The sequence below is a fragment of the Nocardia sp. FDAARGOS_372 genome (genome assembly GCF_002554515.1).
Lineage (GTDB): Bacteria > Actinomycetota > Actinomycetes > Mycobacteriales > Mycobacteriaceae > Nocardia > Nocardia farcinica.
The window spans coordinates 710,560-730,833 of sequence record NZ_PDDW01000001.1 but is presented as its reverse complement, the minus strand read 5'-3'; the positions used below and the strand labels follow the sequence as shown (position 1 = coordinate 730,833).

At 72.5% G+C, this 20,274-nt stretch carries 21 protein-coding genes; 13 read left to right on the top strand and 8 right to left on the bottom strand.

Annotated features, from left to right (window positions below; translation table 11 throughout):
* Positions 1-37 precede the first annotated feature (37 nt).
* A complete protein-coding gene (locus CRM89_RS03715) occupies positions 38-1,069 on the top strand; it encodes a helix-turn-helix domain-containing protein (RefSeq protein ID WP_086845229.1) in 1,032 nt (343 codons plus the stop codon).
* Positions 1,070-1,079: 10 nt separating this feature from the next.
* Here CRM89_RS03715 and CRM89_RS03710 read toward each other — a convergent pair whose 3' ends face one another.
* Positions 1,080-1,619 (bottom strand): YceI family protein, encoded by a 540-nt coding sequence (locus tag CRM89_RS03710; protein ID WP_098083228.1) that lies wholly within the window; start codon positions 1,617-1,619, stop codon positions 1,080-1,082.
* Between the two features lie 101 nt (positions 1,620-1,720).
* Here CRM89_RS03710 and CRM89_RS03705 point away from each other — a divergent pair, with 101 nt between their 5' ends.
* The 3 genes from CRM89_RS03705 to CRM89_RS03695 all read left to right on the top strand — a co-directional run bounded on the left by CRM89_RS03705 (position 1,721) and on the right by CRM89_RS03695 (position 4,477).
* Positions 1,721-2,554 carry a helix-turn-helix domain-containing protein gene (locus tag CRM89_RS03705; RefSeq protein WP_011208649.1) on the top strand — a complete coding sequence of 278 codons (834 nt, stop codon included), beginning with the start codon at positions 1,721-1,723 and terminating at the stop codon, positions 2,552-2,554.
* Positions 2,555-2,868: 314 nt separating this feature from the next.
* On the top strand, positions 2,869-3,168 hold the full coding sequence (locus CRM89_RS03700; RefSeq protein WP_011208648.1) for a DUF1540 domain-containing protein: 300 nt from the start codon (positions 2,869-2,871) through the stop codon (positions 3,166-3,168).
* Positions 3,169-3,307: 139 nt separating this feature from the next.
* Positions 3,308-4,477, top strand: coding sequence for a metallophosphoesterase (locus CRM89_RS03695; RefSeq protein ID WP_172964435.1), 1,170 nt, complete (start codon positions 3,308-3,310; stop codon positions 4,475-4,477).
* Here the strand turns inward: CRM89_RS03695 and CRM89_RS03690 are convergent.
* Positions 4,437-5,645, bottom strand: coding sequence for an MFS transporter (locus CRM89_RS03690; RefSeq protein ID WP_098083226.1), 1,209 nt, complete (start codon positions 5,643-5,645; stop codon positions 4,437-4,439). The two genes, CRM89_RS03695 and CRM89_RS03690, sit on opposite strands and share 41 nt — an antisense overlap.
* Before the next feature lie 136 nt (positions 5,646-5,781).
* On the opposite strand from CRM89_RS03690, the gene CRM89_RS03685 reads away from it, so the two are divergent.
* Positions 5,782-6,246: a MarR family winged helix-turn-helix transcriptional regulator gene (locus CRM89_RS03685; RefSeq protein ID WP_060593404.1), complete on the top strand. Its 465-nt coding sequence runs from the start codon at positions 5,782-5,784 to the stop codon at positions 6,244-6,246.
* On the opposite strand, the gene CRM89_RS03680 is transcribed toward CRM89_RS03685, so the two are convergent.
* The gene (locus CRM89_RS03680; RefSeq protein ID WP_060592114.1) at positions 6,227-7,618 is read right to left on the bottom strand and encodes a PLP-dependent aminotransferase family protein; all 1,392 of its coding nucleotides are present in this window, start codon (positions 7,616-7,618) and stop codon (positions 6,227-6,229) included. The two genes, CRM89_RS03685 and CRM89_RS03680, sit on opposite strands and share 20 nt — an antisense overlap.
* Before the next feature lie 46 nt (positions 7,619-7,664).
* Between CRM89_RS03680 and CRM89_RS03675 the strand changes: the two genes are divergently transcribed.
* Together CRM89_RS03675 and CRM89_RS03670 are read left to right on the top strand one after the other, a co-directional pair.
* A complete protein-coding gene (locus tag CRM89_RS03675; RefSeq protein ID WP_011208643.1) occupies positions 7,665-8,162 on the top strand; it encodes a carboxymuconolactone decarboxylase family protein in 498 nt (165 codons plus the stop codon).
* Between the two features lie 41 nt (positions 8,163-8,203).
* The gene (locus CRM89_RS03670) at positions 8,204-8,875 is read left to right on the top strand and encodes an XRE family transcriptional regulator (RefSeq protein ID WP_041560055.1); all 672 of its coding nucleotides are present in this window, start codon (positions 8,204-8,206) and stop codon (positions 8,873-8,875) included.
* Positions 8,876-8,924: 49 nt separating this feature from the next.
* Here CRM89_RS03670 and CRM89_RS03665 read toward each other — a convergent pair whose 3' ends face one another.
* Genes CRM89_RS03665 through CRM89_RS03645 form a run of 5 tightly spaced genes read right to left on the bottom strand, consistent with a single transcriptional unit; the run spans position 8,925 to position 13,240 of the window.
* Entirely contained in the window at positions 8,925-10,277 is a 1,353-nt protein-coding gene (locus CRM89_RS03665; protein ID WP_098083225.1) for an ammonium transporter, read from the bottom strand.
* Between the two features lie 30 nt (positions 10,278-10,307).
* Positions 10,308-11,360 (bottom strand): DUF3445 domain-containing protein, encoded by a 1,053-nt coding sequence (locus CRM89_RS03660; RefSeq protein WP_098083224.1) that lies wholly within the window; start codon positions 11,358-11,360, stop codon positions 10,308-10,310.
* Entirely contained in the window at positions 11,357-12,295 is a 939-nt protein-coding gene (locus CRM89_RS03655) for a PDR/VanB family oxidoreductase (RefSeq protein WP_098083223.1), read from the bottom strand. The genes CRM89_RS03660 and CRM89_RS03655 overlap by 4 nt, the downstream gene beginning before the upstream one ends.
* The gene (locus tag CRM89_RS03650; RefSeq protein WP_098083222.1) at positions 12,295-12,843 is read right to left on the bottom strand and encodes a dimethylamine monooxygenase subunit DmmA family protein; all 549 of its coding nucleotides are present in this window, start codon (positions 12,841-12,843) and stop codon (positions 12,295-12,297) included. Before CRM89_RS03650 ends, CRM89_RS03655 begins: the two co-directional genes overlap by 1 nt.
* A 4-nt stretch (positions 12,844-12,847) precedes the next feature.
* Complete coding sequence (locus CRM89_RS03645) at positions 12,848-13,240, bottom strand: ethanolamine utilization protein (protein WP_098083221.1); 393 nt, start codon at positions 13,238-13,240, stop codon at positions 12,848-12,850.
* Positions 13,241-13,479: 239 nt separating this feature from the next.
* On the opposite strand from CRM89_RS03645, the gene CRM89_RS03640 reads away from it, so the two are divergent.
* From CRM89_RS03640 to CRM89_RS03615, 6 genes are read left to right on the top strand one after another with little or no spacing between them, the layout of a single operon-like run.
* On the top strand, positions 13,480-14,670 hold the full coding sequence (locus CRM89_RS03640; RefSeq protein WP_098083220.1) for an FAD-binding oxidoreductase: 1,191 nt from the start codon (positions 13,480-13,482) through the stop codon (positions 14,668-14,670).
* A gap of 41 nt (positions 14,671-14,711) precedes the next feature.
* On the top strand, positions 14,712-16,055 hold the full coding sequence (gene glnT, locus CRM89_RS03635; RefSeq protein WP_011208635.1) for a type III glutamate--ammonia ligase: 1,344 nt from the start codon (positions 14,712-14,714) through the stop codon (positions 16,053-16,055).
* Between the two features lie 31 nt (positions 16,056-16,086).
* Positions 16,087-16,986, top strand: coding sequence for a glutamine amidotransferase family protein (locus CRM89_RS03630; protein WP_011208634.1), 900 nt, complete (start codon positions 16,087-16,089; stop codon positions 16,984-16,986).
* Positions 16,971-17,672: a protein glxC gene (locus CRM89_RS03625; protein WP_060592133.1), complete on the top strand. Its 702-nt coding sequence runs from the start codon at positions 16,971-16,973 to the stop codon at positions 17,670-17,672. Before CRM89_RS03630 ends, CRM89_RS03625 begins: the two co-directional genes overlap by 16 nt.
* Before the next feature lie 13 nt (positions 17,673-17,685).
* Positions 17,686-19,014 (top strand): FMN-binding glutamate synthase family protein, encoded by a 1,329-nt coding sequence (locus CRM89_RS03620; RefSeq protein WP_098083219.1) that lies wholly within the window; start codon positions 17,686-17,688, stop codon positions 19,012-19,014.
* A gap of 9 nt (positions 19,015-19,023) precedes the next feature.
* The gene (locus CRM89_RS03615; protein WP_098083218.1) at positions 19,024-20,250 is read left to right on the top strand and encodes an allantoate amidohydrolase; all 1,227 of its coding nucleotides are present in this window, start codon (positions 19,024-19,026) and stop codon (positions 20,248-20,250) included.
* Positions 20,251-20,274 lie beyond the last annotated feature (24 nt).

Genomic DNA, 20,274 nt, shown 5'->3' with positions numbered 1-20,274 from the left:
GCTCCCGGCGCGACGGATGCCGCGTACCCTGCCTGGCATGGATGCTCTCGTCGTCCGGCTCGCGCAACTCGACGTGGATGCCGCGGGCGCACTGCGTGTCGTCATGTTCTACGACACCCTCATGCGCCGCCGGGTCGATCTGCCCGCGCTCGCCCGCGCTTCGGCCGCGCTCGCCGAATGCGTGGCGGGCATCCGCTTGCACGGCACCGGCCGGGTGATCCGATTCGGGCCGGACGGCCGGTCCGCGCAGACCCCGCCGCCCGCCGCGGCCGGTACGCCCGTCACCCTCGACGACGAGGAGATCGGCACGGTGTGGCTCGAACGCACCGGCGCGTCCCGGGCGCTCGACGAGATGCTGTTGGACCGGTTCGCCCTGGCCGTCGCGACGGTGGTCGAACGTTACGGGCCGGCGCGCACGACGATGGCCGATCCGGCGCTGGTCGAGCTGGTGATCGGCGCCGACAGCGACGAGGCGGCACGGGCGCGGGCGCTGCGACTGCTCGGTTTCGCCGCCGACCTGCCGGTGCGGGTGGCCGCGGTGCGCTCGCCGCAACCGCTGGACCGGATCGGCGGGTCGGTCTGCCCGGGCAGACCGGTGAAGGCGGCGACGGTCGGCGGCGTGGGCGTCCTGCTCGCCACCACCCTCGACGCGACCGGATTCCCACCGGACACCCTGGCCGGTCTCGGTACCGCCGCCGAGCTCGGCCGCGCCTGGTGGGAGGCCCGCACGGCATTGCGCTTCGCCACCGCGCGCAGGCCGGTGGTCGACTTCGGCGATCTCGGCTCGCTGGCGCTGCTGGCGCAGGTGCCCCGGGACGCGTTGCGGGACAATGCCGATGTGGGCGCGGTGGCCGCGATCGCGGCCGACCGGGACGCACTCGACACCCTGGACGCCTATTGCGCCACGGGGTCGGTGCGGCGAGCCGCCGATCTGCTGCACCTGCACCACAGCAGCGTCGCCCGCCGGGTCGAGGCGCTCGGCCGCGGGCTCGGCATCGACCTCACCGAGCCCACCGGCCTGCTCCGCGCCCGGCTCGCCCTGGCCGCCTGGCGGCTGCTGGCGGACTGAGCGCGGCCGGTCAGGCGGGTTCGATCAGCTGGACGTCCAGCTCGATCCGCACCGAGTTGGCGAGCAGGCCCGGCGCGGTGGGACCCACGCCCAGGGCGGTGCGGTCGATCACGCCGGTGGCCGAGAAGCCGGCGTGCCGGTTGCCGGTGCCGGGGAATTCCTGGACGCCGCCCCACTCGACCTCGAGTGCGACCGGGGTGCTGCGCTCGCCGAGGGTGGCGACGCCGGCCACGGTGAACGTCTCGGCCACGCGCACCGGGCTGTCGGCACGGAAGGTGAGGGTGGGCCGGTTGGCGACGTCGAGGAAGTCGGCGGCGCGCACGTGGGCGTCCCGGTCGGGGTTGCCGGTGTCGAAGGAGTCGAGGTGGATGGTGGCGCCGACGGTCGCCGCGCCGGTCTCGTCGACGACGAACTCGGTCTCGAAGCGGGTGAAGCGGCCGCGCACCTTGGCGATGCCGAGATGCCGGATGGTGAAACCGACCGCGGAGTGGGCCGTGTCGAGTGCCCAGGAACCGGTTTTCAGCAGGGTGTCGTTCGTGCTCGTGGTCATGGCTACCACCGTGGCCCCGGCGGGACCGGCCACCAAGGCCGCCGTTTTCCTGGACCTGACAGGGCCAGGATCACGGTGCCGGGAGCGGGCATGATGGAGCCGTGACCGCGAACAGGTTCGCCGAGTTCCTCGTCGCCCGCCGCGCCGAGCTGCGGCCCGCCGATGTGGGCCTGCCGGAGGCGGGTAGGCGGCGCACGCCCGGACTGCGCCGCGAGGAGGTGGCGGTGCGCGCCGGGGTGAGCGTGGACTATCTCGCCCGGCTCGAGCAGGGCCGCGACACCAACCCCTCCCTCGCGGTCGTCGACGCGCTGGCGGACGCGCTGCTGCTCGACGAGGCCCAGCGCCAGCATTTCGGCCTGCTCGCGCTGACCGCGGGCAAAGAGGACCGCTGCCCGGGCGCGGCGGCAGCCACGACCGCGGTTCCCGAGACCGTCCGCACCGTGGTCCGCGCCCTCGATCCCACCCCCGCGTTCGTACTCGGCCGCGGCCTCGACGTCCTCGGCCACAACGACGCCTGGGCCGAGCTGGTCGCACCGCTCGGGCTGCTCGATCCGCCGAACAATCTGGCGCACTGGGTCTTCCGGCACGAGGATGCCCGCCGAGTGCTGCGCAACCGGGCCGCGGTCGCCGACGGCGTCGCCGCTGCCCTCTACCGGGCGACGATGCGCTGGCCCGCCGACGAGCGCCTGCGGCGCGCGGTCACCGAACTGCGTGCCGTGCCGGAGTTCGCCCGGCGCTGGCAGCCCCGCCTGGCCGCCGACCAGCCGCCCGCGCCCCTGCGGCTGGACCACCCGGTGCACGGGGCGCTCACCCTCACGGCGGAGACGCTGGAGACCCAGCGGGACCAGACCGTCGTGGTGTGGCTGCCGGACCGCGCGCTGCCCCGCGAGCCCGGCCTGCGCCTGATCCGCACCGCCGGTGAGGCCAGCGCCTGAGGCATCGAATCCGATTGCCGCCGACCGGGTGTCGCTGCGCCGGAATCGCGGTCCGGCCGATTAGAGTCGAGGCGGCCGCGCGCGTGGCGGCGTTGTCGCGGCCAACGGGGAAGGATCCGCCCTCCCTCTCGACCTGGGGAGGGCGGATCATCCCATTCTTCCGGGGGAAACCATCCGTTAGCCCAATGGTAACCAGACGCAATGAAGGATAGCCTGACCTGGCTATTCAGGGGGCGCCAAGAGTTCTACCATCGGCCTCGAACACCCCCGTCGGCCAGTCGGCCGCGGGATCTTCGACGGGCACGGAGGAATTCATGACCACGATGGAAATGCCTCACGTCAGCGAATGCACGGTCAGCGACTGTTCGTACAACCACGACGGCTGCCATGCCTACGCGATCAACGTCGCCGGGCAGAACGGTTCCGCCGACTGCACCACCTTCATCCCTCTCTCGGCCAAGGGCGGACTGGACCGCGTCACCTCGATGGTCGGCGCCTGCCAGCGCGTCGACTGCACCCACAACCAGAACCTCGAGTGCACCGCTCCAGAGATCCGTGTCGGCCTCGGCGCGAGCGACCACTCCGCCAACTGCCTGACCTACTCCCCCGCCTGACCTCTTCCCCTCTCGGCCTCCGGTACCGGACGGGCAGCCCGCGATCGGGCTGCCCGTCCGTCGTCTCCGGGCCGGTATCGTCGAGAGCCCAAGCGGCGGACGGGGGGCCGTGCGCTCCGCCGAGTCACCGAGGATCCCGTTGAAGTACCTCCCCCGCGTCATCCTGTTCCTCGCGGTTCCCGCGCTGCTGTTCGTGTTTCCGTGGTGGACGCTGGTCGCCGCCCCGTCCGGCGGCACCGGTGCGTTGTTCGCCCTCGGCACCGCCGCGTGCGCCCTCGGTGCGCTGGCCCTGCCCGCCGCGATGGTGCTCGGGCACGGTCCGCGTCAGTCCGACGCCGCGGCCCTCCTCGGCGACACGCTGCTCGGCGTCGCGTGGGTGTTCTTCACCTGGTCGGCGCTCGGCGCGGTGGTGAACGTCGCGCTCGGCGCGGCCGGGATCGCGGGCCACGCCGGTCCGGTCGCGCTCGCCGTGCTGGTGATCGCGTCGGCGCTGGTCTGCTACGGGCTCGCCGAGGCGGCGCGGGTGCCGCGGGTGCGCACCCGCGAGGTCCCCATCGCGGGGCTCGGGCGCGGGCTGGACGGCGTGCGGCTGGTGGTGATCACCGACACCCACTTCGATGCGCGCAACCGGGTCCGCTGGTCGCGGCGCGTGGTCGAACTGATCAACGCGCAGCAGCCCGACATCGTCTGTCACGCCGGTGATCTCGCCGACGGCTCCGTCGAGCGGCGCCATCCGCAGGTGGACCCGTTGGAGAAGGTCGCCGCGCCGCTCGGGCGTTTCTACATCACGGGCAACCACGAGTACTTCGGCGACGCGGCGGGCTGGATCGCGCACATGAGCTCGCTGGGCTGGCAGCCGCTGCGCAACGCGCACGAGGTCCTCACCCGCGCCGGGGACAGCCTGGTGCTGGCGGGCATCGACGACCCGACCGGCGTCGTGCTGCCCGGCCACGGGCCGGATCTGCGCGCGGCGCTCGACGGCGCCGACCCGGCGTTGCCGGTGGTCCTGCTGGCCCATCAGCCCCGCCAGGTCGCCGACGCGGCGGCCGCCGGGGTGGCGCTGCAGATCTCCGGGCACACCCGCGGCGGCCAGATCTGGCCGTTCCACTATCTGGTCCGGCTGGAGCAGCCGGTGGTGGCCGGGCTGAGCAGGCACGGCGAACACACCTGGCTCTACACCAGCCGCGGCACCGGGTACTGGGGACCGCCGCTGCGGGTGTTCGCGCCGAGTGAGATCACCGTGCTCGTCCTGCGCACACACCCGGCCGTCACCCCGCGACGGGCACCTCGACCGCCCGCGGCGCGGTGACCGCGTCGGCCCTGGCTCGCCGCGCGGTCGAGGCGGCGAACCCCATCACCGCCAGCGCCGCCAGGGTGATCCCGGCGCCGACCCAGATCGGCGAGGTGTAGCCGAAGCCCGCGCTGATCGCCAGACCGCCGGCCCAGGCGCCCAGCGCGTTACCGAGATTGAAGGCGCCGATGTTCGCCCCGGAGGCCAGCGTCGGCGCGCCGGCGGCGTAGTGCATGATGCGCGTCTGCAAGCCGGGTACGGTCCCGAAACTGAAGCCGCCCATCAGGATCAGCGCCGCGACGGTCGGCACCGGATGGGCGGCGACCGACGCGAACACCACCAGCACGACGGTCAGGGCGGCGACGAAGCCGAGCAGGGTGCCGTCCAGGGACCGGTCGGCCAGCCGCCCGCCCGCCCAGTTGCCCACGAACAGCCCGAGCCCGAACAGCACCAGCAGCCACGGCACGGTGCTCGCGGCGAACCCGCTGACCTCGGTGAGCGTGTAGGCGATATAGGTGAACGCGCCGAACATGCCGCCGTAGCCGAGCACCGTGACGATCAGCGACAACCACACCTGCCCGGAGGTGAAGGCGCGCAGTTCGGCGCGCAACCCCGGTGCCGCGCCCGCCGCCCGCGCTCCCGCCGTGGCGGGCACCAGCACCGCGATCCCGATCAGCGCGAGCACGCCGATGGCGGTGATGGCCCAGAACGTCGCCCGCCAGCCGTGTTCCTGGCCGAGGAAGGTGCCGAACGGGACGCCGAGCACGTTGGCGACGGTGAGGCCGGTGAACATGACGGCCACCGCACCGGCCTTCCTCGCGGGGGCGACCAGGCTCGCGGCGACCACCGCACCGATGCCGAAGAACGCGCCGTGGCACAGTGCGGCCACCAGGCGTCCGGCCATCATCGTCTCGTAGGTCGGCGCGAGCGCCGAGAGCGCGTTGCCGAGGATGAACAGCCCGAGCAGCCCGAGCAGTACCGCTTTGCGCGGCAGCCGGGTGGTGGCGGCCGTGAGCCCGAGCGCACCGACCACCACGCTCAACGCGTAGCCGGAGATCAGCCATCCGGCCGCGGCCTCGGTGACCCCGAAGTCGGCGGCGACCTCGGGCAACAATCCCATGATCACGAACTCGGTGAGCCCGATTCCGAAGCTCCCGATCGCGAGAGCGACAAGCCCGATGGGCATGATGCGACTCCTGTAGAGTGGAAGAACTTAGTTGCAAACGCCGCTTACTTGCAGACGCCTTAATTTGCGGAAGCAAGCTCAATAGTTGCACGCGCTGGATACTTGCGCAAGCAACGATCGTGTGGAGGAGGTCACCGTGGGCATCGGCGACGACGCGGTCGAGGTGCGGGCGCAGGGGTGGCGCACGCTCGCGGCCCTGCACGCCCTCATCGAGTCGGCGCTCGAACGCGAACTCGCCGCGGTCGAGTTGTCGGTGGTCGAGTACACCGTGCTCGACGCGCTCAGCAGGCAGGACGGCTGGCACATGCGCATGCAGCAGCTCGCCCGCGCGACCGCGCTGAGCCCGAGCGCCACCACCCGCCTGGTGAACCGCCTGGAGAATCGCCACCTGCTCCAGCGGGTGCTGTGCGCCGACGACCGCCGCGGCATCTACACCGAACTCACCGCGCCCGGCCGCGCTCTCTACGAACGCGCCAGACCCCTGCACGACGCCGCCCTGGAACGCGCCCTCGACGACGCCGCCGCCCAGCCCGAGCTGGCCCCGGTGGTGGCGGCGCTGCACGACCTGGCGCTGCCACGGGCTACGGCAACACCCGACTGAGCGTGTCCAGCGCTCCCGACCAGGCGTGGTCGGGCGGCGTGCCGTACCCGACCACGACCGCGTCGAGCTGTTCGGCGACCGCGTCCGGATGCCGGAACAGCGACAAGCCCAACAGCGCGAGCCCGTGCCAGGCGGCCGAGCGCAACACCTGCTCCTCGGCGCCCGGGGGCAACCGGACCACCGCGTGCAGACCCGCCGCGATACCGGTGACCCGGACGTCGGGCGCATGCGTGGCCAGCGCGGCGACCAGGGCGTCGCGGCGTCGTCGATAGCGCAGGCGGGCGGTGCGCACGTGCCGGTCGTAGGCGCCCGAGCGCAGGAATTCCGCGAGCGTCAGCTGATCGAGCACCCCGCAGACGTCGTGCCCGCCGCGCGCGGCCACCACGTCGTCGACGAGGTCGCCGGGCAGCACCGCCCACGACAGCCGAAGCCCCGGCGCCAGTGACTTGCTGGCGGTGCCGAGATAGACCACCCGATCGGGGTCCAAGCCCTGGAGTGCGCCGACGGGTCTGCGGTCGTACCGGAACTCACCGTCGTAGTCGTCCTCGATCACCAGGCCGCCGGTGCGCCGCGCCCAGTCCACGACCGCCGTCCGGCGCTCGGGCGGCAGCGCCTCGCCCATCGGGAACTGGTGGGCGGGCGTCAGCAGCACCGCGCCCGCGCCGGTCACCGGCAGCGGACCCGGATCGGTGCCGCGGTCGTCGTAGGGCAGGGCGACGGTCCGCAGACCGGTGGCCGCCAACAGGTTCCGGTGTGCGCGCAGCCCGTAGGACTCGACGGCCACGGTGTGCACGCCGCGGGCGCGCAGCACCGCGCCGAGCACGGTCAGCGTGTGCGCGAATCCGCCGTCGATCACCACCCGCCGCGACTCGGCACGCACGCCGCGAGCGCGGGCCAGGTACCCGGCGAGCGCGGCGCGCAGGTCGGGCCGACCGCCCGGATCGCCGTAGCCGAAGGACTCGTGCGGCGCCGCCGCGACCGCGCGGCGGGCCGCCTTCAGCCAGTCCCCGCGCGGGAAGGCGGACACGTCCGGGCGGCCCGGCCGCAGGTCGTAGCGCGGCCGGGGGTGGGTCCGCGGGGGCGGGACCGCGCCGTCCGGTGCGGACACGCGGCGTTCGGCGACCCGGGTCCCCGCGCCCTGACGAGCGGTCAACCAGCCCTCGGCGACCAGGTCGGCGTACACGGCCGCGACGGTGTTGCGCGCGATGCCGAGGTCGGCCGCGAGCGTGCGGGAAGACGGCAGCCGGGTGCCCGCACCGAGCCGTCCCGTTCGCACCGCCTCGCGCAACGCGTCGGTCAAACCCCGGCGCAGGCCGGGGCCGGTGCGCTCGAGATGGAGATCGACGCCGGAAATGGCCCATTGTTCTGCCACGGGAATGGACCATATCCCTGGGCCGATTCTTTTCTACCGTCGAGGCATGACCACAGACACCGTCACCACCGAGAACGCCGCCGAACTCCCCGTCCGCCTGCGCTGGGCCGAGCACGTTCCCGACATCTACCGGGCCATGGTCGAGCTCGAGGGCGCGGTGCGCCGCAGCATCGAGCCCACCCTGCACGAGTTGGTGAAGATCCGTGCCTCGCAGCTCAACCACTGCGCCTTCTGCCTGGACATGCACACCAAGGACGCGCTGGCCGCGGGGATGCCGGTCGAGCGAATCATCCAGTTGAGCGCGTGGGAGGAGTCCCGGCACTTCTACACCGAGCGCGAACTGGCGGCGCTGGCGCTGACCGAGGCCGTCACCGTGCTCACCGACGGATTCGTGCCCGACGAGGTGTATGCCGAGGCGGCCGCGCACTTCTCCGAACCCGAATTGGCGACGCTGATCGCGGCCATCGCCACGATCAACGCCTGGAACCGCTTCGGCGTCACCTGCCGGATGACCCCGGGCCACTATCACCCCCGGCCGCACTGACGGGACGTCTACTGTCAGGAAACGACGGTTAGAATCGGCGGATGGCCGAGCCCACGACTCCCGCCCGGGTGCACCGCGACACCGGCGATCCCGCGCCCGTGCAGCGGGAGGTGGTCGGGGAGCCGCCCACCGGCGGCGACCTGGAGGCCGCGATCGCCCGGCAGGTCCGGGCGTTGCGGCGCGCCGCGGGGCTCTCGGTCGCCGAGATGGCGGCCAAGGTCGGCATCTCCAAGGCGATGCTGTCCAAGATCGAGAACGCGCAGACCTCGTGCAGCCTGTCCACCGTGGCACGGCTGGCCGCGGGTCTGGATGTGCCGGTCACCTCGCTGTTCCGCGGCGCCGACAGCGCGCGGGAGGCGGTGTACGTGCCCGCGGGCAGCGGGGCGGTGATCGTGGGCCGCGGCACCCGGGTTGGCCACCACTACGAGCTGCTCGGCTCGTTGCGGGGGCAGCACAAGCGCCTCGAGCCGGTGCTGGTGACGCTGACCGAGTCCAGCGAGGTGTTCCCCCGCTTCCAGCACGCGGGCACCGAGCTGCTGTACATGCTCGAAGGCGTGATGGTCTACGGCCACGGCGACGCCGAATACACGTTGCGGCCCGGTGATTCGCTGTTGTTGGACGGCGAGGGCATCCACGGCCCGAACGACCTGGTGCGGCTGCCGATCCGCTTCCTGGCGGTGACGGCATACCCGGACAACCACGAGGAGACCTGACCGGGCCGGCCGGGTCCGCGACCCGGCCGGCCCGGCGCGGCAACGAGGTTCAGTCGACGCCCGCCTTGGCGGCATCGGCGGTGATGGACTCGGCCGCGGCCACCGCCTCGGCCGGTGCGGGCGCAGGGGTCGCCACGGTGACGCTCTCCACCACGTAGGCGGTCTCGCCGTGGGTGGTCAGGTCGAGGCCGTCGCGTTCGTGCTCGGCGGGCACCCGCAACCCCATGGTCAGGTCGACGGCCTTGGCGATGACGACGGTGACCACGAAGGTGTAGGCCAGCACGGCCAGCACCGCGACGATCTGCCGCCACAGCACGTCCAGCCCGCCACCGTAGAACAGCCCGGCCACCCCGTTCGGCGCGGCCGGATCGGCGAGGAAACCGATCAGCACGGTACCCAGGACGCCCGCGACCAGATGGATGCCCACCACGTCGAGCGAATCGTCCACGCCGAAGCGGTATTTCAGCGACACCGCCAGGCAGCACACGCCGCCCGCGAGCGCGCCGATGAGCAGCGCGCCGATCGGCGCGACGGCGCCGCAGGCGGGCGTGATGCCGACCAACGCCGCGATCAGCCCGGAACTGGCGCCGAGCGAGGTCGCCCGACCGGTCTCGAGCCTCTCCACCAGCAGCCACGCGCACACACCCGCGCACGCCGCCGCGATCGTGTTCAGCACGACCACCGCGGCGCTGTTGCCCGCGGCCAGCGCCGAACCGCCGTTGAAGCCGAACCAGCCGAAGAACAGGATGCCCGAGCCCAGCATGGTGAGCGGAAGGCTGTGCGGCCGGGGCGGATTCGGGAAGGTGCTGCGCTTGCCGAGGACCAGCACCAGCGCCAGCGCCGCGATGCCCGCGTTGATGTGCACGGCGGTGCCACCGGCGAAGTCGACGGCCTTCAGGGTGTTGGCGATCCAGCCGCCGGCCACCGCGCCGTCGGCGGAGTCGAAGGCGAACACCCAGTGCGCCACCGGGAAGTACACCAGCGCCGCCCACACGCCCGCGAACAGCATCCACGCGCCGAACTTCATCCGGTCGGCCACCGCACCGGAGATCAGCGCCACCGTGATGGCGGCGAACAGCAACTGGAATCCCGACACCAGCGCGGGCGGCAACGCCGGTTCGGCGGGCGCGGCGAGCAACTGCGCCGAGCCGAGGAACTCCAGCGGGTCGCCGAGCAGGCCGAGCCCGCCGAGCGAGTCGCCGAGTACGGCGGAGTAGCCGAACAGGATCCACAACACGCCCACCACGGCGAACGCGCCGAAGGTCATCATGGCCATGTTGAGGGTGTTCTTGATGCTGACCATGCCGCCGTAGAACATGGCCAGACCGGGCACCATCAAGCTCACGGCGGCGAATGCCGCCAGTATCCACGCGGTGTTCGCCGCGGCGATCGCTTCAGTCATCTCGTCCTCATCTCCGGTCGCGGATGGTTTTCAGTAGACGTCGGGCCGGGTTTCCGGCGACGTCGCTCGGGTGACGTTCGTGTGAATGCCGCCGTGTTCGGCCAGCCAGCGCACGCCGGGCTCCCTGGTGCGGGCCAGCCCCTTGTACTCGGCCATGTCGGCGGGTAGTTCGCGTAGCACGGCGTGCAGCCGCGCGCCCCATTCGGGCACGCTCGCGACCGCGCGGAACGGCAGCAGGTAGGTGCGGATCAGGAACATGATCGCGGCCGAGCAGGGCAGCCGGACCAGGTGCTGGACCTCGGTGCGCAGGAACAGCCGGTCGCCCACCTCGGTGAGCGGCCCCTCGGCCAGGGTCCGGCGGTCGCGTCCCCAGTCGGGGTAGGTCTCGGTGGCGGTGTCGAGGCGGCCGTCCACGGTGAGTGTCCAGTTGGTGCGGCGGTAGCTCGCGCCCGGTTCCAGCCGCAGCAGGAAGTCGTGCGCGCGGGTGATCACCCGCTCCCGGTGGATGCGCGGCACCGGCCCGTGCACGCTGAGGAAGTTCATGCCCACGTCGAAGCCGAAGGACCAGTCGGCGGCGAAGGTCACCAGGCCCGCGTCGGCCCACAACTGTCCTTCGCGCTGGTCCAGCAGCACCACGTCCTCCTGGATCTGGCTGCCGAGATACCGCAGCGGATCGGTCGGCAGGCTCGCCGGATCGCCGTGGACGAAGCGCTGGTCGATGCCGAGTTCGCGGTTGCGCCAGCGGTATTCGTCGCCGTCGCGGTCGAGGATCATCCGGTCCGGGTGGGCGGCGGCCAGATCGGCGAGGACGACCAGCAACGCCTCCCAGGCGGCCGGAACCATGTGCGGCAGCACCGCGTGCCGGGTCGGGTCGTCGGCGAGAATCCGCGCGCGGCAGTCCAGGTCGCGGTGGTAGTGGCGGTCGACGTCGACGCGGTGCGCGCCCCACGTCCCGGCGGCGGTGCGCACCGGCGTCCCGCCGGGTTCGACGTTGGTGCTGTAACGGTAGCGGTCCGCGGGCAGCGGGAACGGGTAGCGGGCGATGTCCTCGGCGGACACCGACAGGGCGGGTGAGGCGGTCATAGATCGAGCTCCAGATGTCCGGCGGCCGCCCGCGACACGCACGCCATCATGCTGTCGCCCGCGGCGCGTTCGTCGTCGGTCAGGTAACTGTCGCGGTGGTCGATGGCCCCGGCCCGCACCGGAAGCCGGCATTCCCCGCACACTCCCCGGCGGCACAGGCTCGGCACGCCCGCGCCGTGCGCGTCGAGGACGTCGAGCAGGCCGGCGTCGGCCGGCACCCGCACGGTGGTGCCGCGGCGGCGCAGGTGGGCGGTGAACGGCGCACCACCGGCGGTGACCGGGAGGAAGGCTTCGGTGTGCACCCGCTTCCCCGGCCAGCCGGCCGCGTCCGCCGCGCGGCGGACGGCCTCGATCATCGGTTCGGGGCCGCACACGTACAGGTGGGTGCCCAGTGGGCTGTCGCGCAGCAGGGGGCCCACGGTGTCCCAGAACCGCTCCCGCGAGGTCACCCGGGTCAGCCGGTCACCGCACATCCCCGCCAATTCGGCGGCGTGCGGCGCGGATTCGGGACGGTGCACGTAGACGACCCGGAAGGAGCGGTCCCAGCGCAGTGCCGCGCGAACGTGCGACAAAATCGGGGTCACCCCGATCCCCCCGGCGAGCAGCAGGTGGTGGTGGGCCCGGGCGACGGGGGCGAAGTCCCCGCGCGGCGGGCTCACGCGGAGACGTGCCCCGACCGGCAGCCGGTGCAGCCATCGCGATCCGCCGCGCCCGGCCGGGTCGAGCCGCACCGAGATGGTGTATCGGCTCGGCGCCTCACCCGGTCCGGTGAGCGAGTAGCAGTTGCGCAGGCCCCGGCCCCAGGCGACCGCGATGTGGCCGCCCGGCGGGAACGCGGGCAGCGGGGCGCCCGCGGGGTCGCGCAGCTCGAGTTCGCGGACGTCGGCGCACAGCATGCGGGCGGCGGCGACGACCAGCTCCAGGTCGGCGGACATCACAACTTCTCCGCATGGGGGTGGTATCCGAGGTAGGCGTGCAGCCGCGGCGAGAAGTGGTGATAGACCGTCAGCGGCACACCGCATGCGGCGCAGCGGGTTTCCGCGCCGACGGCGGCGTCGGTGCGCGAGGTGGTCCGGCAGTGGGCGCAGTAGAGGTCCCGCGCACCGCCGTCGGCCGGGCCCGCGGTGACGATCTCGGACTCGATCGCGCCCGCGGCCAGGATCGCCGCCCGGCATCGGGACAGGCCCGGCTCGGTGCCGATCACCGCGAACCGCCAGCCCACCCGCGCGAGGGCCAGCACCTCGGTCAGCCGGCGGTCGTCGGTGCCGTCGACCAGGATCGCCGGCTGCCGCCCATCGCGCGCGGGGGTGCGTTGGGCACGGGTGACTCGGTCGGCGAAGCCCCGCGCGTCCGCCAGGGCGGCCGGATCGGTGGCGACAACCACGTGGGTGGTCGCGGCGGTCGCGACGGGCAGTTCGGCGGGATCCCCCGCGGTCCATCGCGGCACGGTGCCGACCGGCCGCGTGATGTCGGTGGCGCTCATCGGTTCAGGGCGCGAACGAGCGGTGACCGACGAAGAACGCCAGGGCGCGCGCGGGGGTGGTGAACCGGATGCGCGAGCCCTTCGGGAAGAAGATGGCATCGCGCGGCCCGGCCGTCTCGACCTGGCCGGTGTCGAGGTTCTCCAGGCGGAACTCGCCGTCGAGCACGACCTTCATCTCGTCGTAGGCGTAGTGGTAGTCCAGCGGAGCGTCGGTGTGGCGCAGTTCGAAGTAGCCCGCCGACATCGGTGACCCGTCGGGATTGGCATAGACGTCGTCGATGTAGGCCGAGGTGCCGGGGTAGTCGGTCGTCGGCATCTGCGGCAGGCTCTGCCAGAAGCCCGAGGTCACGCGGAAGGGCGTCACGGGGGTGTCGACGGTGGGGCCGGGAGAAGTCATCGGGAATCTCCGATCCAGAGTTGGGGATTGAGATGAAACAGAGAGTAACCCCGTGAAACGGTCTCGCGCGTTAATAATTCGTTACCCGTAGGCCGGCCGATCGGCCCACCCTCGACATCGACGAGGTTCAGCCAGGCAATCCGTCACAGGGATCTGATGCGCCGGTAACCTGCGCGTTACGCTTGAGCTGTTTCATCTAGTTCGACAGTAGATCACCACATGAAACAGCGAGGCGCGCAGTGACCGAATCCCACACCTACGTGATCGTCGGCGGCGGCCTGGAAGGGCTCGCCATCGCCTGGTCCCTCGCCGAGCGGGGCGAGACCGATGTCGCGGTGCTCGAGCGCGCGACCCTCTGCTCGGGGATGACCGGCAAATCCAGCGGCGTGGTGCGCTGCCACTACGGCGTGCCCGCGCTCGCGGCGATGTCGTGGTACGGCCTCGACCTGTTCACCCACGCGAGCGAGATCCTCGGCGACGACCTCGGCTTCCAGCAGTGCGGTTACGTCGTCGGCGTGGGCCCGGAGAACGTCGATCCGCTGCGGGCCAACGTCGCGATGATGCGCGACCTCGGCATCGACGTGCAGTTGGTCGACCACGACGCGGTGCGTGAACTCTGGCCCGGTCTGCACACCGCGGATTTCGCGGCCTTCGCCTACGAGCCGCTGGGCGGGCGCGGCGACGCCTACCTGGCGGGCATGGCCTTCGCGACCGCCGCCCGCCGCCTGGGGGTGCGCATCCGCCAGTCCACCCCCGTCACGGCCCTGCTGCAGCGCGAATCCGGCGCCGTCTACGGCGTCCGGCTGGCCGACGGCGCCGAAATCCACGGCGGCACGGTGGTGCTCGCGGCCGGGCCCTGGTCACCGGCGCTGGCCGCCACCGCGGGCGTCGACCTCGACATCAAGGCCCAGCGCGCCCAGCTGGTGACCGTCGACCAGGGCGCGCCCACCCCGGTGGTACCCGTGCTCTCCGACCTGGCCGGCCTGTCGTATGTCTGCCGCGAGCCCAACGGCGAACTGCTCGTGGGCAATTCCGACCACAGCGCACCGCGGTACATCGACCCGGACCGGTACGTGAACCGGGCCGACGAGTCGACCGTGGGCACGGTCGTCGCCAAGCTGGGGCACCGGCTGCCGGACATGCCGGACCCGCGCATCACCGGCTCCTACGTCGGGGCCTACGACGTCACACCGGATTACAACCCGATCATCGGCCCCGCCCCCGCCGAGGGCCTGTTCCTGGCCGCCGGCTTCTCCGGGCACGGCTACAAGATCTCCCCCGCCGTCGGCCACCTGGTCGCCGACCTGCTCACCAAGGGCACCACCGACCTGCCGCACGTCGACCCCCGCGACTTCCGCTACGGGCGCTTCGCCGAGGGCGAGCCGCTGCTGTCCCGCCACCCGTACGCCGGCGCAGGCGAAATGCGCTGAGCCCCACCATCGTCGATCCCCCACCGATCCTGGAGACCCGCATGGCCATCGACACCGCCCTCGCCCCCGAGACGGCCACCGACACCCTCACCGAACTGGCCCGCGCCACCGGCACCCGCTACATCCTGGCGCTGTTCGTCACCCTGACCGGCAAGCCCTGCGCCAAACTCGTGCCGGTGGAGGCCGCCGACCGGCTCGCCGCCGGTGGCGCCGGATTCGCCGGTTACGCGGCGGGCACCCTGGGCCAGCAGCCCCGCGATCCCGATCTGATCGCCATCCCCGACCCGGCCTCGTTCACCCCGATCCCGTTCGTGCGGCCGGGGCTGGCGCTGGTGCACTGCGATCCGCACGTGGACGGGGCGCCCTGGCCGTACGCGCCGCGCGTGATCCTGGCCGCCACGCTGGCCCGTGCCGCCGCACGGGGCCTCACCGTCAACGTCGGCGCCGAGGTGGAGTACTTCCTCGTCGACCGCGACGGCGACGGGCGGCTGCGCACCGCCGACCGCGCCGACACCAGCAGCCAGCCCTGCTACGACGCCCGCGACGTCACCCGCATGTACGACCACCTCACCGAGGTGTCGGCGGCCATGAACACCCTCGGCTGGGGCAACTACGCCAGCGACCACGAGGACGCCAACGGCCAGTTCGAGCAGAACTTCGACTACGCCGACGCGATGACCACCGCCGACCGCGTGATCACCGCCCGCTACCTGCTGTCGGTGATCGCCGAGAAGCGCGGCATGCGCGCCACTTTCATGCCCAAGCCGTTCACCGACCGCACCGGCTCCGGCATGCACCTGCACATGTCGCTGTGGAACGCGACGGGCCCGCTGTTCCCCGACCCCGCCGACGGCCGCGGTCTCGGCATGTCGGCGACCGCCTACGCGTTCATCGCGGGCATCCTCGAACACGCCTGTGCGTTGCAGGGCGTGCTCGCGCCGACGGTGAACTCCTACAAGCGCCTCGGCGCCACCGCCACCGCCAGCGGTGCCACCTGGTCACCGCGCTACGCCAGTTACGGCGGCAACGACCGCACCCACTACCTGCGGGTGCCCGACCCGCACCGGGTGGAACTGCGCGGCGGCGACGGCTCCGCCAACCCCTACCTCGCCGTCGCCGCCGCACTGGCCGCCGGTCTCGACGGCGTCGACCGCGCGCTCGATCCCGGCGCGCCGGGCGCAGGCGCACGCCACGGCGACATGCTGCCGATGACCCTGCTGCACGCGATGGACGCCCTCGACGCCGACCCGGTGATCAGCGCCGCGCTCGACGGCGCGGGCCCCGGCGTGGCGGCCTATTTCAGCAGGCTCAAGCGCGAGGAGTTCTTCGCCTGGCACAACACGGTCTCGGCCTGGGAGATCGACCACTACCTCACCGCCTTCTGAGGCGAAACACTCGACCCTGCAAGGAGTTCCCATGTGCGGAATAGTCGGGCTGCATCTGCGCGACGCGACCCTCTATCCCCGGCTCGGCGCGCTGCTCACCGGCATGCTCGACCAGCTGTGCGACCGCGGCCCCGATTCGGCGGGCATGGCCGTCTACGGTGACCCCACCTGGTCACCGCCCGGCGAGTCGACGGTATCGCTGCTGGACGCGGGCCTGCCCGCCGCCGACCTGGCCGCTCGGCTGACCGCGGCGCTGGGCGTGCCGGTGACCGGCCTCGACCTCGCGCCCACCACGGTGCTGCACGCACCCCTCGACGCCGCCGCGCTGAGCGCGGCCGTGCCGGACATCGCCCCGCACGCCCGGGTGATCGGCTTCGGCACCGATCTGACGGTGCTCAAGGGCGTCGGCCATCCCACCGCGCTGGCGCACCGCTTCGGACTGCCCGCCGCCGCGGGCTGGCAGGGCGTCGCGCACACCAGGATGGCGACCGAATCCGCGGTCACCGCCGCCGGTTCGCACCCCTTCTCGGTCGGACCGGACCAGTGCCTGGTGCACAACGGCTCGTTCAGCAACCACCGCAGCGTCCAGCACGAACTGCGCCGCGCGGGCGTGGTGTTCGACAGCGACAACGACACCGAGGTCGGCGCGCGGTTCATCGCCGCGCAGCTGGCCCAGGGCGTGGACCTGGAGAAGGCGCTGACACTGCTCAACGAACGGTTCGACGGCTTCTACACGCTGCTGGTCGCCGACTCCGAATCCTTCGCCGTCGTGCGCGATCCCATCGCCTGCAAACCCGCCGTGGTCGCCGAGACCGACCGCTGGGTGGCGATGGCCTCGGAGTATCGCGCGCTGGCCGATCTCCCCGGCGTCGCCGACGCCCACATCTTCGAACCCGAACCGGAAGAGGTCTACCTATGGCACCGGCAGTGAGCACCGTCGCCCCCGTCCGTCTCGACGTCACCGCGTCCGGTGTCCGCGAGATCAACGCCCTGCTGCACGGCCCCGACGCGCCGCGGCGGCTCACCCTCACCGAGCCGCGCGGCGCGCACGCCCTGGCCTGCGGGCTCACCGACGACCTCGAGGTCACCGTCGAGGGCCACGTCGGCTACTACTGCGCGGGCATGAACCAGCGCGCGTCGGTGACCGTGCGCGGCAACGCCGGGGTGGGGGTGGCCGAGAACATGATGTCGGGCACCGTCCGGGTCACCGGCGACGCCTCCCAGTCGGCGGGCGCCACCGCGCACGGCGGGCTGCTGGTGATCGAAGGCAACGCCGCGGCCCGCTGCGGTATCTCGATGAAGGGTGTCGACATCGTGGTCGGTGGCGACATCGGGCACATGAGCGCGTTCATGGGTCAGGCCGGACGGTTGGTCGTCTGCGGGGACGCCGGTGAGGCGCTGGGCGATTCGCTCTACGAGGCGCGCCTCTACGTGCGCGGCACGGTCGCTTCGCTCGGCGCGGACTGCGTGGCCAAGCCGATGCGTGCCGAGCACCTGGCCGAACTGCGCGACCTGCTCGCCGCCGCGGGCTTCGACGCCGACCCGGCCGATTTCACCCGCTACGGCTCGGCCCGCACCCTCTACAACTTCCACGTCGACAACGCCGGCGCGTACTGATCAGGAGCAGCCCATGACCACCCTGCCCGACCCCACCCTGCGCGAATCGGCCACCTTCCCGCGCGCCGTCATCGCCGAGATCCAGCGCGCCGCCGAGACCGGTATCTACGACATCCGCGGCTGGGGCGCCAAACGCCCGCTGCCGCACTTCGACGATCTGCTCTTCCTCGGCGCCTCCATGTCCCGCTACCCGCTCGAGGGCTACCGGGAACGCTGCGACACCGACGTGGTGCTCGGCGACCGGCACGCCAAGTTCCCCCTGCACCTCGACATCCCGATCACGATCGCGGGCATGAGCTTCGGTGCGCTCTCCGGCGCGGCCAAGGAGGCACTGGGTCGCGGGGCCAGCGAGGTGGGCACCTCGACCACGACCGGCGACGGCGGCATGACGCCCGAGGAGCGTGGACAGTCCAAACACCTGGTCTACCAATATCTTCCGTCCCGCTACGGCATGAACCCCGACGATCTGCGCAAGGCCGACGCGATCGAGATCGTGCTCGGCCAGGGCGCCAAACCGGGCGGCGGCGGCATGCTGCTCGGCCAGAAGATCACCGAACGGGTGGCGCGCATGCGCACCCTGCCGCAGGGCGTCGACCAGCGCTCGGCCTGCCGCCACCCGGACTGGACCGGGCCCGACGACCTGGCGATCAAGATCGTCGAACTGCGCGAGATCACCGACTGGGAGAAGCCGATCTACGTCAAGGTCGGCGCCACCCGCACCTACTACGACGTCAAGCTCGCGGTGAAGGCGGGCGCGGACGTGATCGTGGTCGACGGCATGCAGGGCGGCACCGCCGCGACCCAGGACGTGTTCATCGAACACGTGGGCATCCCCACCCTGGCCGCCCTCCCGCAGGCGGTGCAGGCGTTGCAGGAACTGGGCGTGCACCGCCGCGTGCAACTGATCGTCTCCGGCGGCATCCGCAGCGGCGCCGACGTGGCCAAGGCGATGGCGCTGGGCGCCGACGCCGTCGCCATCGGCACCGCCGCGCTGATCGCGCTGGGCGACAACAGTCCCCGCTACGCCGACCAGTACGCCGCGCTCGGGTCCGCGGCCGGGTTCTACGACGACTTCCAGGACGGCCGCGACCCGGCGGGCATCACCACCCAGGACCCCGAACTGGCCCGCAACCTCGACCCGGTCGCGGCGGGCCGCCGCCTCGCCAACTATCTGCGGGTCCTCACCATGGAGGCGCAGACGTTGGCCAGGGCCTGCGGCAAATCCCACCTGCGCAATCTCGAACCCGAGGACCTGGTCGCGCTGACCGTGGAGTCGGCGGCGATGGCTCGGGTGCCGCTGGCGGGCACCGGCTGGATTCCCGGCCGGCCCGGACAGCACTGAGGAGTGACGATGACCTTCGACGCGCTCTGGGACTCGATCCGCGAGGTCGGCAGGCACCCGGGCACCGGCGGCTACCGCCGGTTCGCCTGGACCGACGCCGATCTCACGCTGCGGGAGTGGTTCACCGGCTGCGCCACCCAGCGCGGCATGGACGTGGAGCAGGACCGCAACGGCAACCTGTGGGCCTGGTGGTTGCCGCCGGGACACACCGGTGAACCGCGCGACGCCTTCGTCACCGGATCGCATCTGGACTCCGTGCCCGACGGCGGCGCCTACGACGGCCCGCTCGGGGTGGTCTCGGCGTTCGCCGCGGTCGACCTGCTGCGCGAACGCGGCATCGTGCCCACCCGGCCGGTCGCGGTCACCGCGTTCTCCGACGAGGAGGGCGCGCGGTTCGGGGTGGCCTGTGTCGGGTCGCAATTGAGCACCGGCGCGCTCGCCCCGGCCCGCGCGCTCGGGTTGCGCGACGCCGACGGCATCACCCTCGCCGAGGCGCTGACCGCGGCGGGCCGCGAGCCACGGCATCTCGGCCCCGACCCCGCGCTCACCGAGCGGGTGGGGGTGTTCGTGGAACTGCATGTCGAGCAGGGCCGCGCGTTGGACCTGGTGGATCGCCCGGTGGCGGTGGCCTCCTCGATCTGGCCGCACGGGCGGTGGCTGTTCCGGTTCACCGGCGAGGCCAACCACGCGGGCGCCACCCGCCTGGCCGACCGCCACGACCCGATGCTCGCCTTCGCCGCCTCGGTGCACAGCGCGCGGCAGGCCGCCCAATTGCACGACGCGGTCGCGACCTTCGGCAAACTGCGGGTGCTGCCCAACGGCGCCAACGCGATTCCCTCGGAGGTGCTGGCCTGGCTCGACGCCCGCGCCGCCGACGAGGTCACCCTCGACGCGCTCGTCGCGCACGTCGCCGAGGCGGCGCGCAAGCACGCCGAAGCCGACGGGGTCACCGTCGAGCTGGAGACCGAATCGCTGACCCCGATCGTGGAGTTCCCGGCCGGGCCGCGCGCCCGGATCACCCGCGCGCTGTCCCGGCTCGGTGAGATCCCGGTGCTGCCCACCGCCGCGGGCCACGACGCGGGCATCCTCTCCGCCCGCGTCCCCACCGCCATGCTGTTCGTCCGCAACCCGACCGGCATCTCGCACTCCCCCGCCGAGTACGCCACCCCCGAGGACTGCCGGACCGGTGCGCGGGCGCTGGCGGACGTGATGGGTGAGTGGGTGGCCGCGGGCTGAGCGGCGGGGCACCGGCGAAACCGG

Bases quoted from the DNA above. Each gene is read 5' to 3' on its own strand.
- CRM89_RS03715 (WP_086845229.1), top strand. From the start codon at position 38: ATGGATGCTCTCGTCGTCCGGCTCGCGCAACTCGACGTGGATGCCGCG.
- CRM89_RS03710 (WP_098083228.1), bottom strand. From the start codon at position 1,619: ATGACCACGAGCACGAACGACACCCTGCTGAAAACCGGTTCCTGGGCA.
- CRM89_RS03700 (WP_011208648.1), top strand. From the start codon at position 2,869: ATGACCACGATGGAAATGCCTCACGTCAGCGAATGCACGGTCAGCGAC.
- CRM89_RS03690 (WP_098083226.1), bottom strand. From the start codon at position 5,645: ATGCCCATCGGGCTTGTCGCTCTCGCGATCGGGAGCTTCGGAATCGGG.
- CRM89_RS03675 (WP_011208643.1), top strand. From the start codon at position 7,665: ATGACCACAGACACCGTCACCACCGAGAACGCCGCCGAACTCCCCGTC.
- CRM89_RS03670 (WP_041560055.1), top strand. From the start codon at position 8,204: ATGGCCGAGCCCACGACTCCCGCCCGGGTGCACCGCGACACCGGCGAT.
- CRM89_RS03665 (WP_098083225.1), bottom strand. From the start codon at position 10,277: ATGACTGAAGCGATCGCCGCGGCGAACACCGCGTGGATACTGGCGGCA.
- CRM89_RS03660 (WP_098083224.1), bottom strand. From the start codon at position 11,360: ATGACCGCCTCACCCGCCCTGTCGGTGTCCGCCGAGGACATCGCCCGC.
- CRM89_RS03655 (WP_098083223.1), bottom strand. From the start codon at position 12,295: ATGTCCGCCGACCTGGAGCTGGTCGTCGCCGCCGCCCGCATGCTGTGC.
- CRM89_RS03650 (WP_098083222.1), bottom strand. From the start codon at position 12,843: ATGAGCGCCACCGACATCACGCGGCCGGTCGGCACCGTGCCGCGATGG.
- CRM89_RS03645 (WP_098083221.1), bottom strand. From the start codon at position 13,240: ATGACTTCTCCCGGCCCCACCGTCGACACCCCCGTGACGCCCTTCCGC.
- glnT (WP_011208635.1), top strand. From the start codon at position 14,712: ATGGCCATCGACACCGCCCTCGCCCCCGAGACGGCCACCGACACCCTC.
- CRM89_RS03630 (WP_011208634.1), top strand. From the start codon at position 16,087: ATGTGCGGAATAGTCGGGCTGCATCTGCGCGACGCGACCCTCTATCCC.
- CRM89_RS03625 (WP_060592133.1), top strand. From the start codon at position 16,971: ATGGCACCGGCAGTGAGCACCGTCGCCCCCGTCCGTCTCGACGTCACC.
- CRM89_RS03620 (WP_098083219.1), top strand. From the start codon at position 17,686: ATGACCACCCTGCCCGACCCCACCCTGCGCGAATCGGCCACCTTCCCG.
- CRM89_RS03615 (WP_098083218.1), top strand. From the start codon at position 19,024: ATGACCTTCGACGCGCTCTGGGACTCGATCCGCGAGGTCGGCAGGCAC.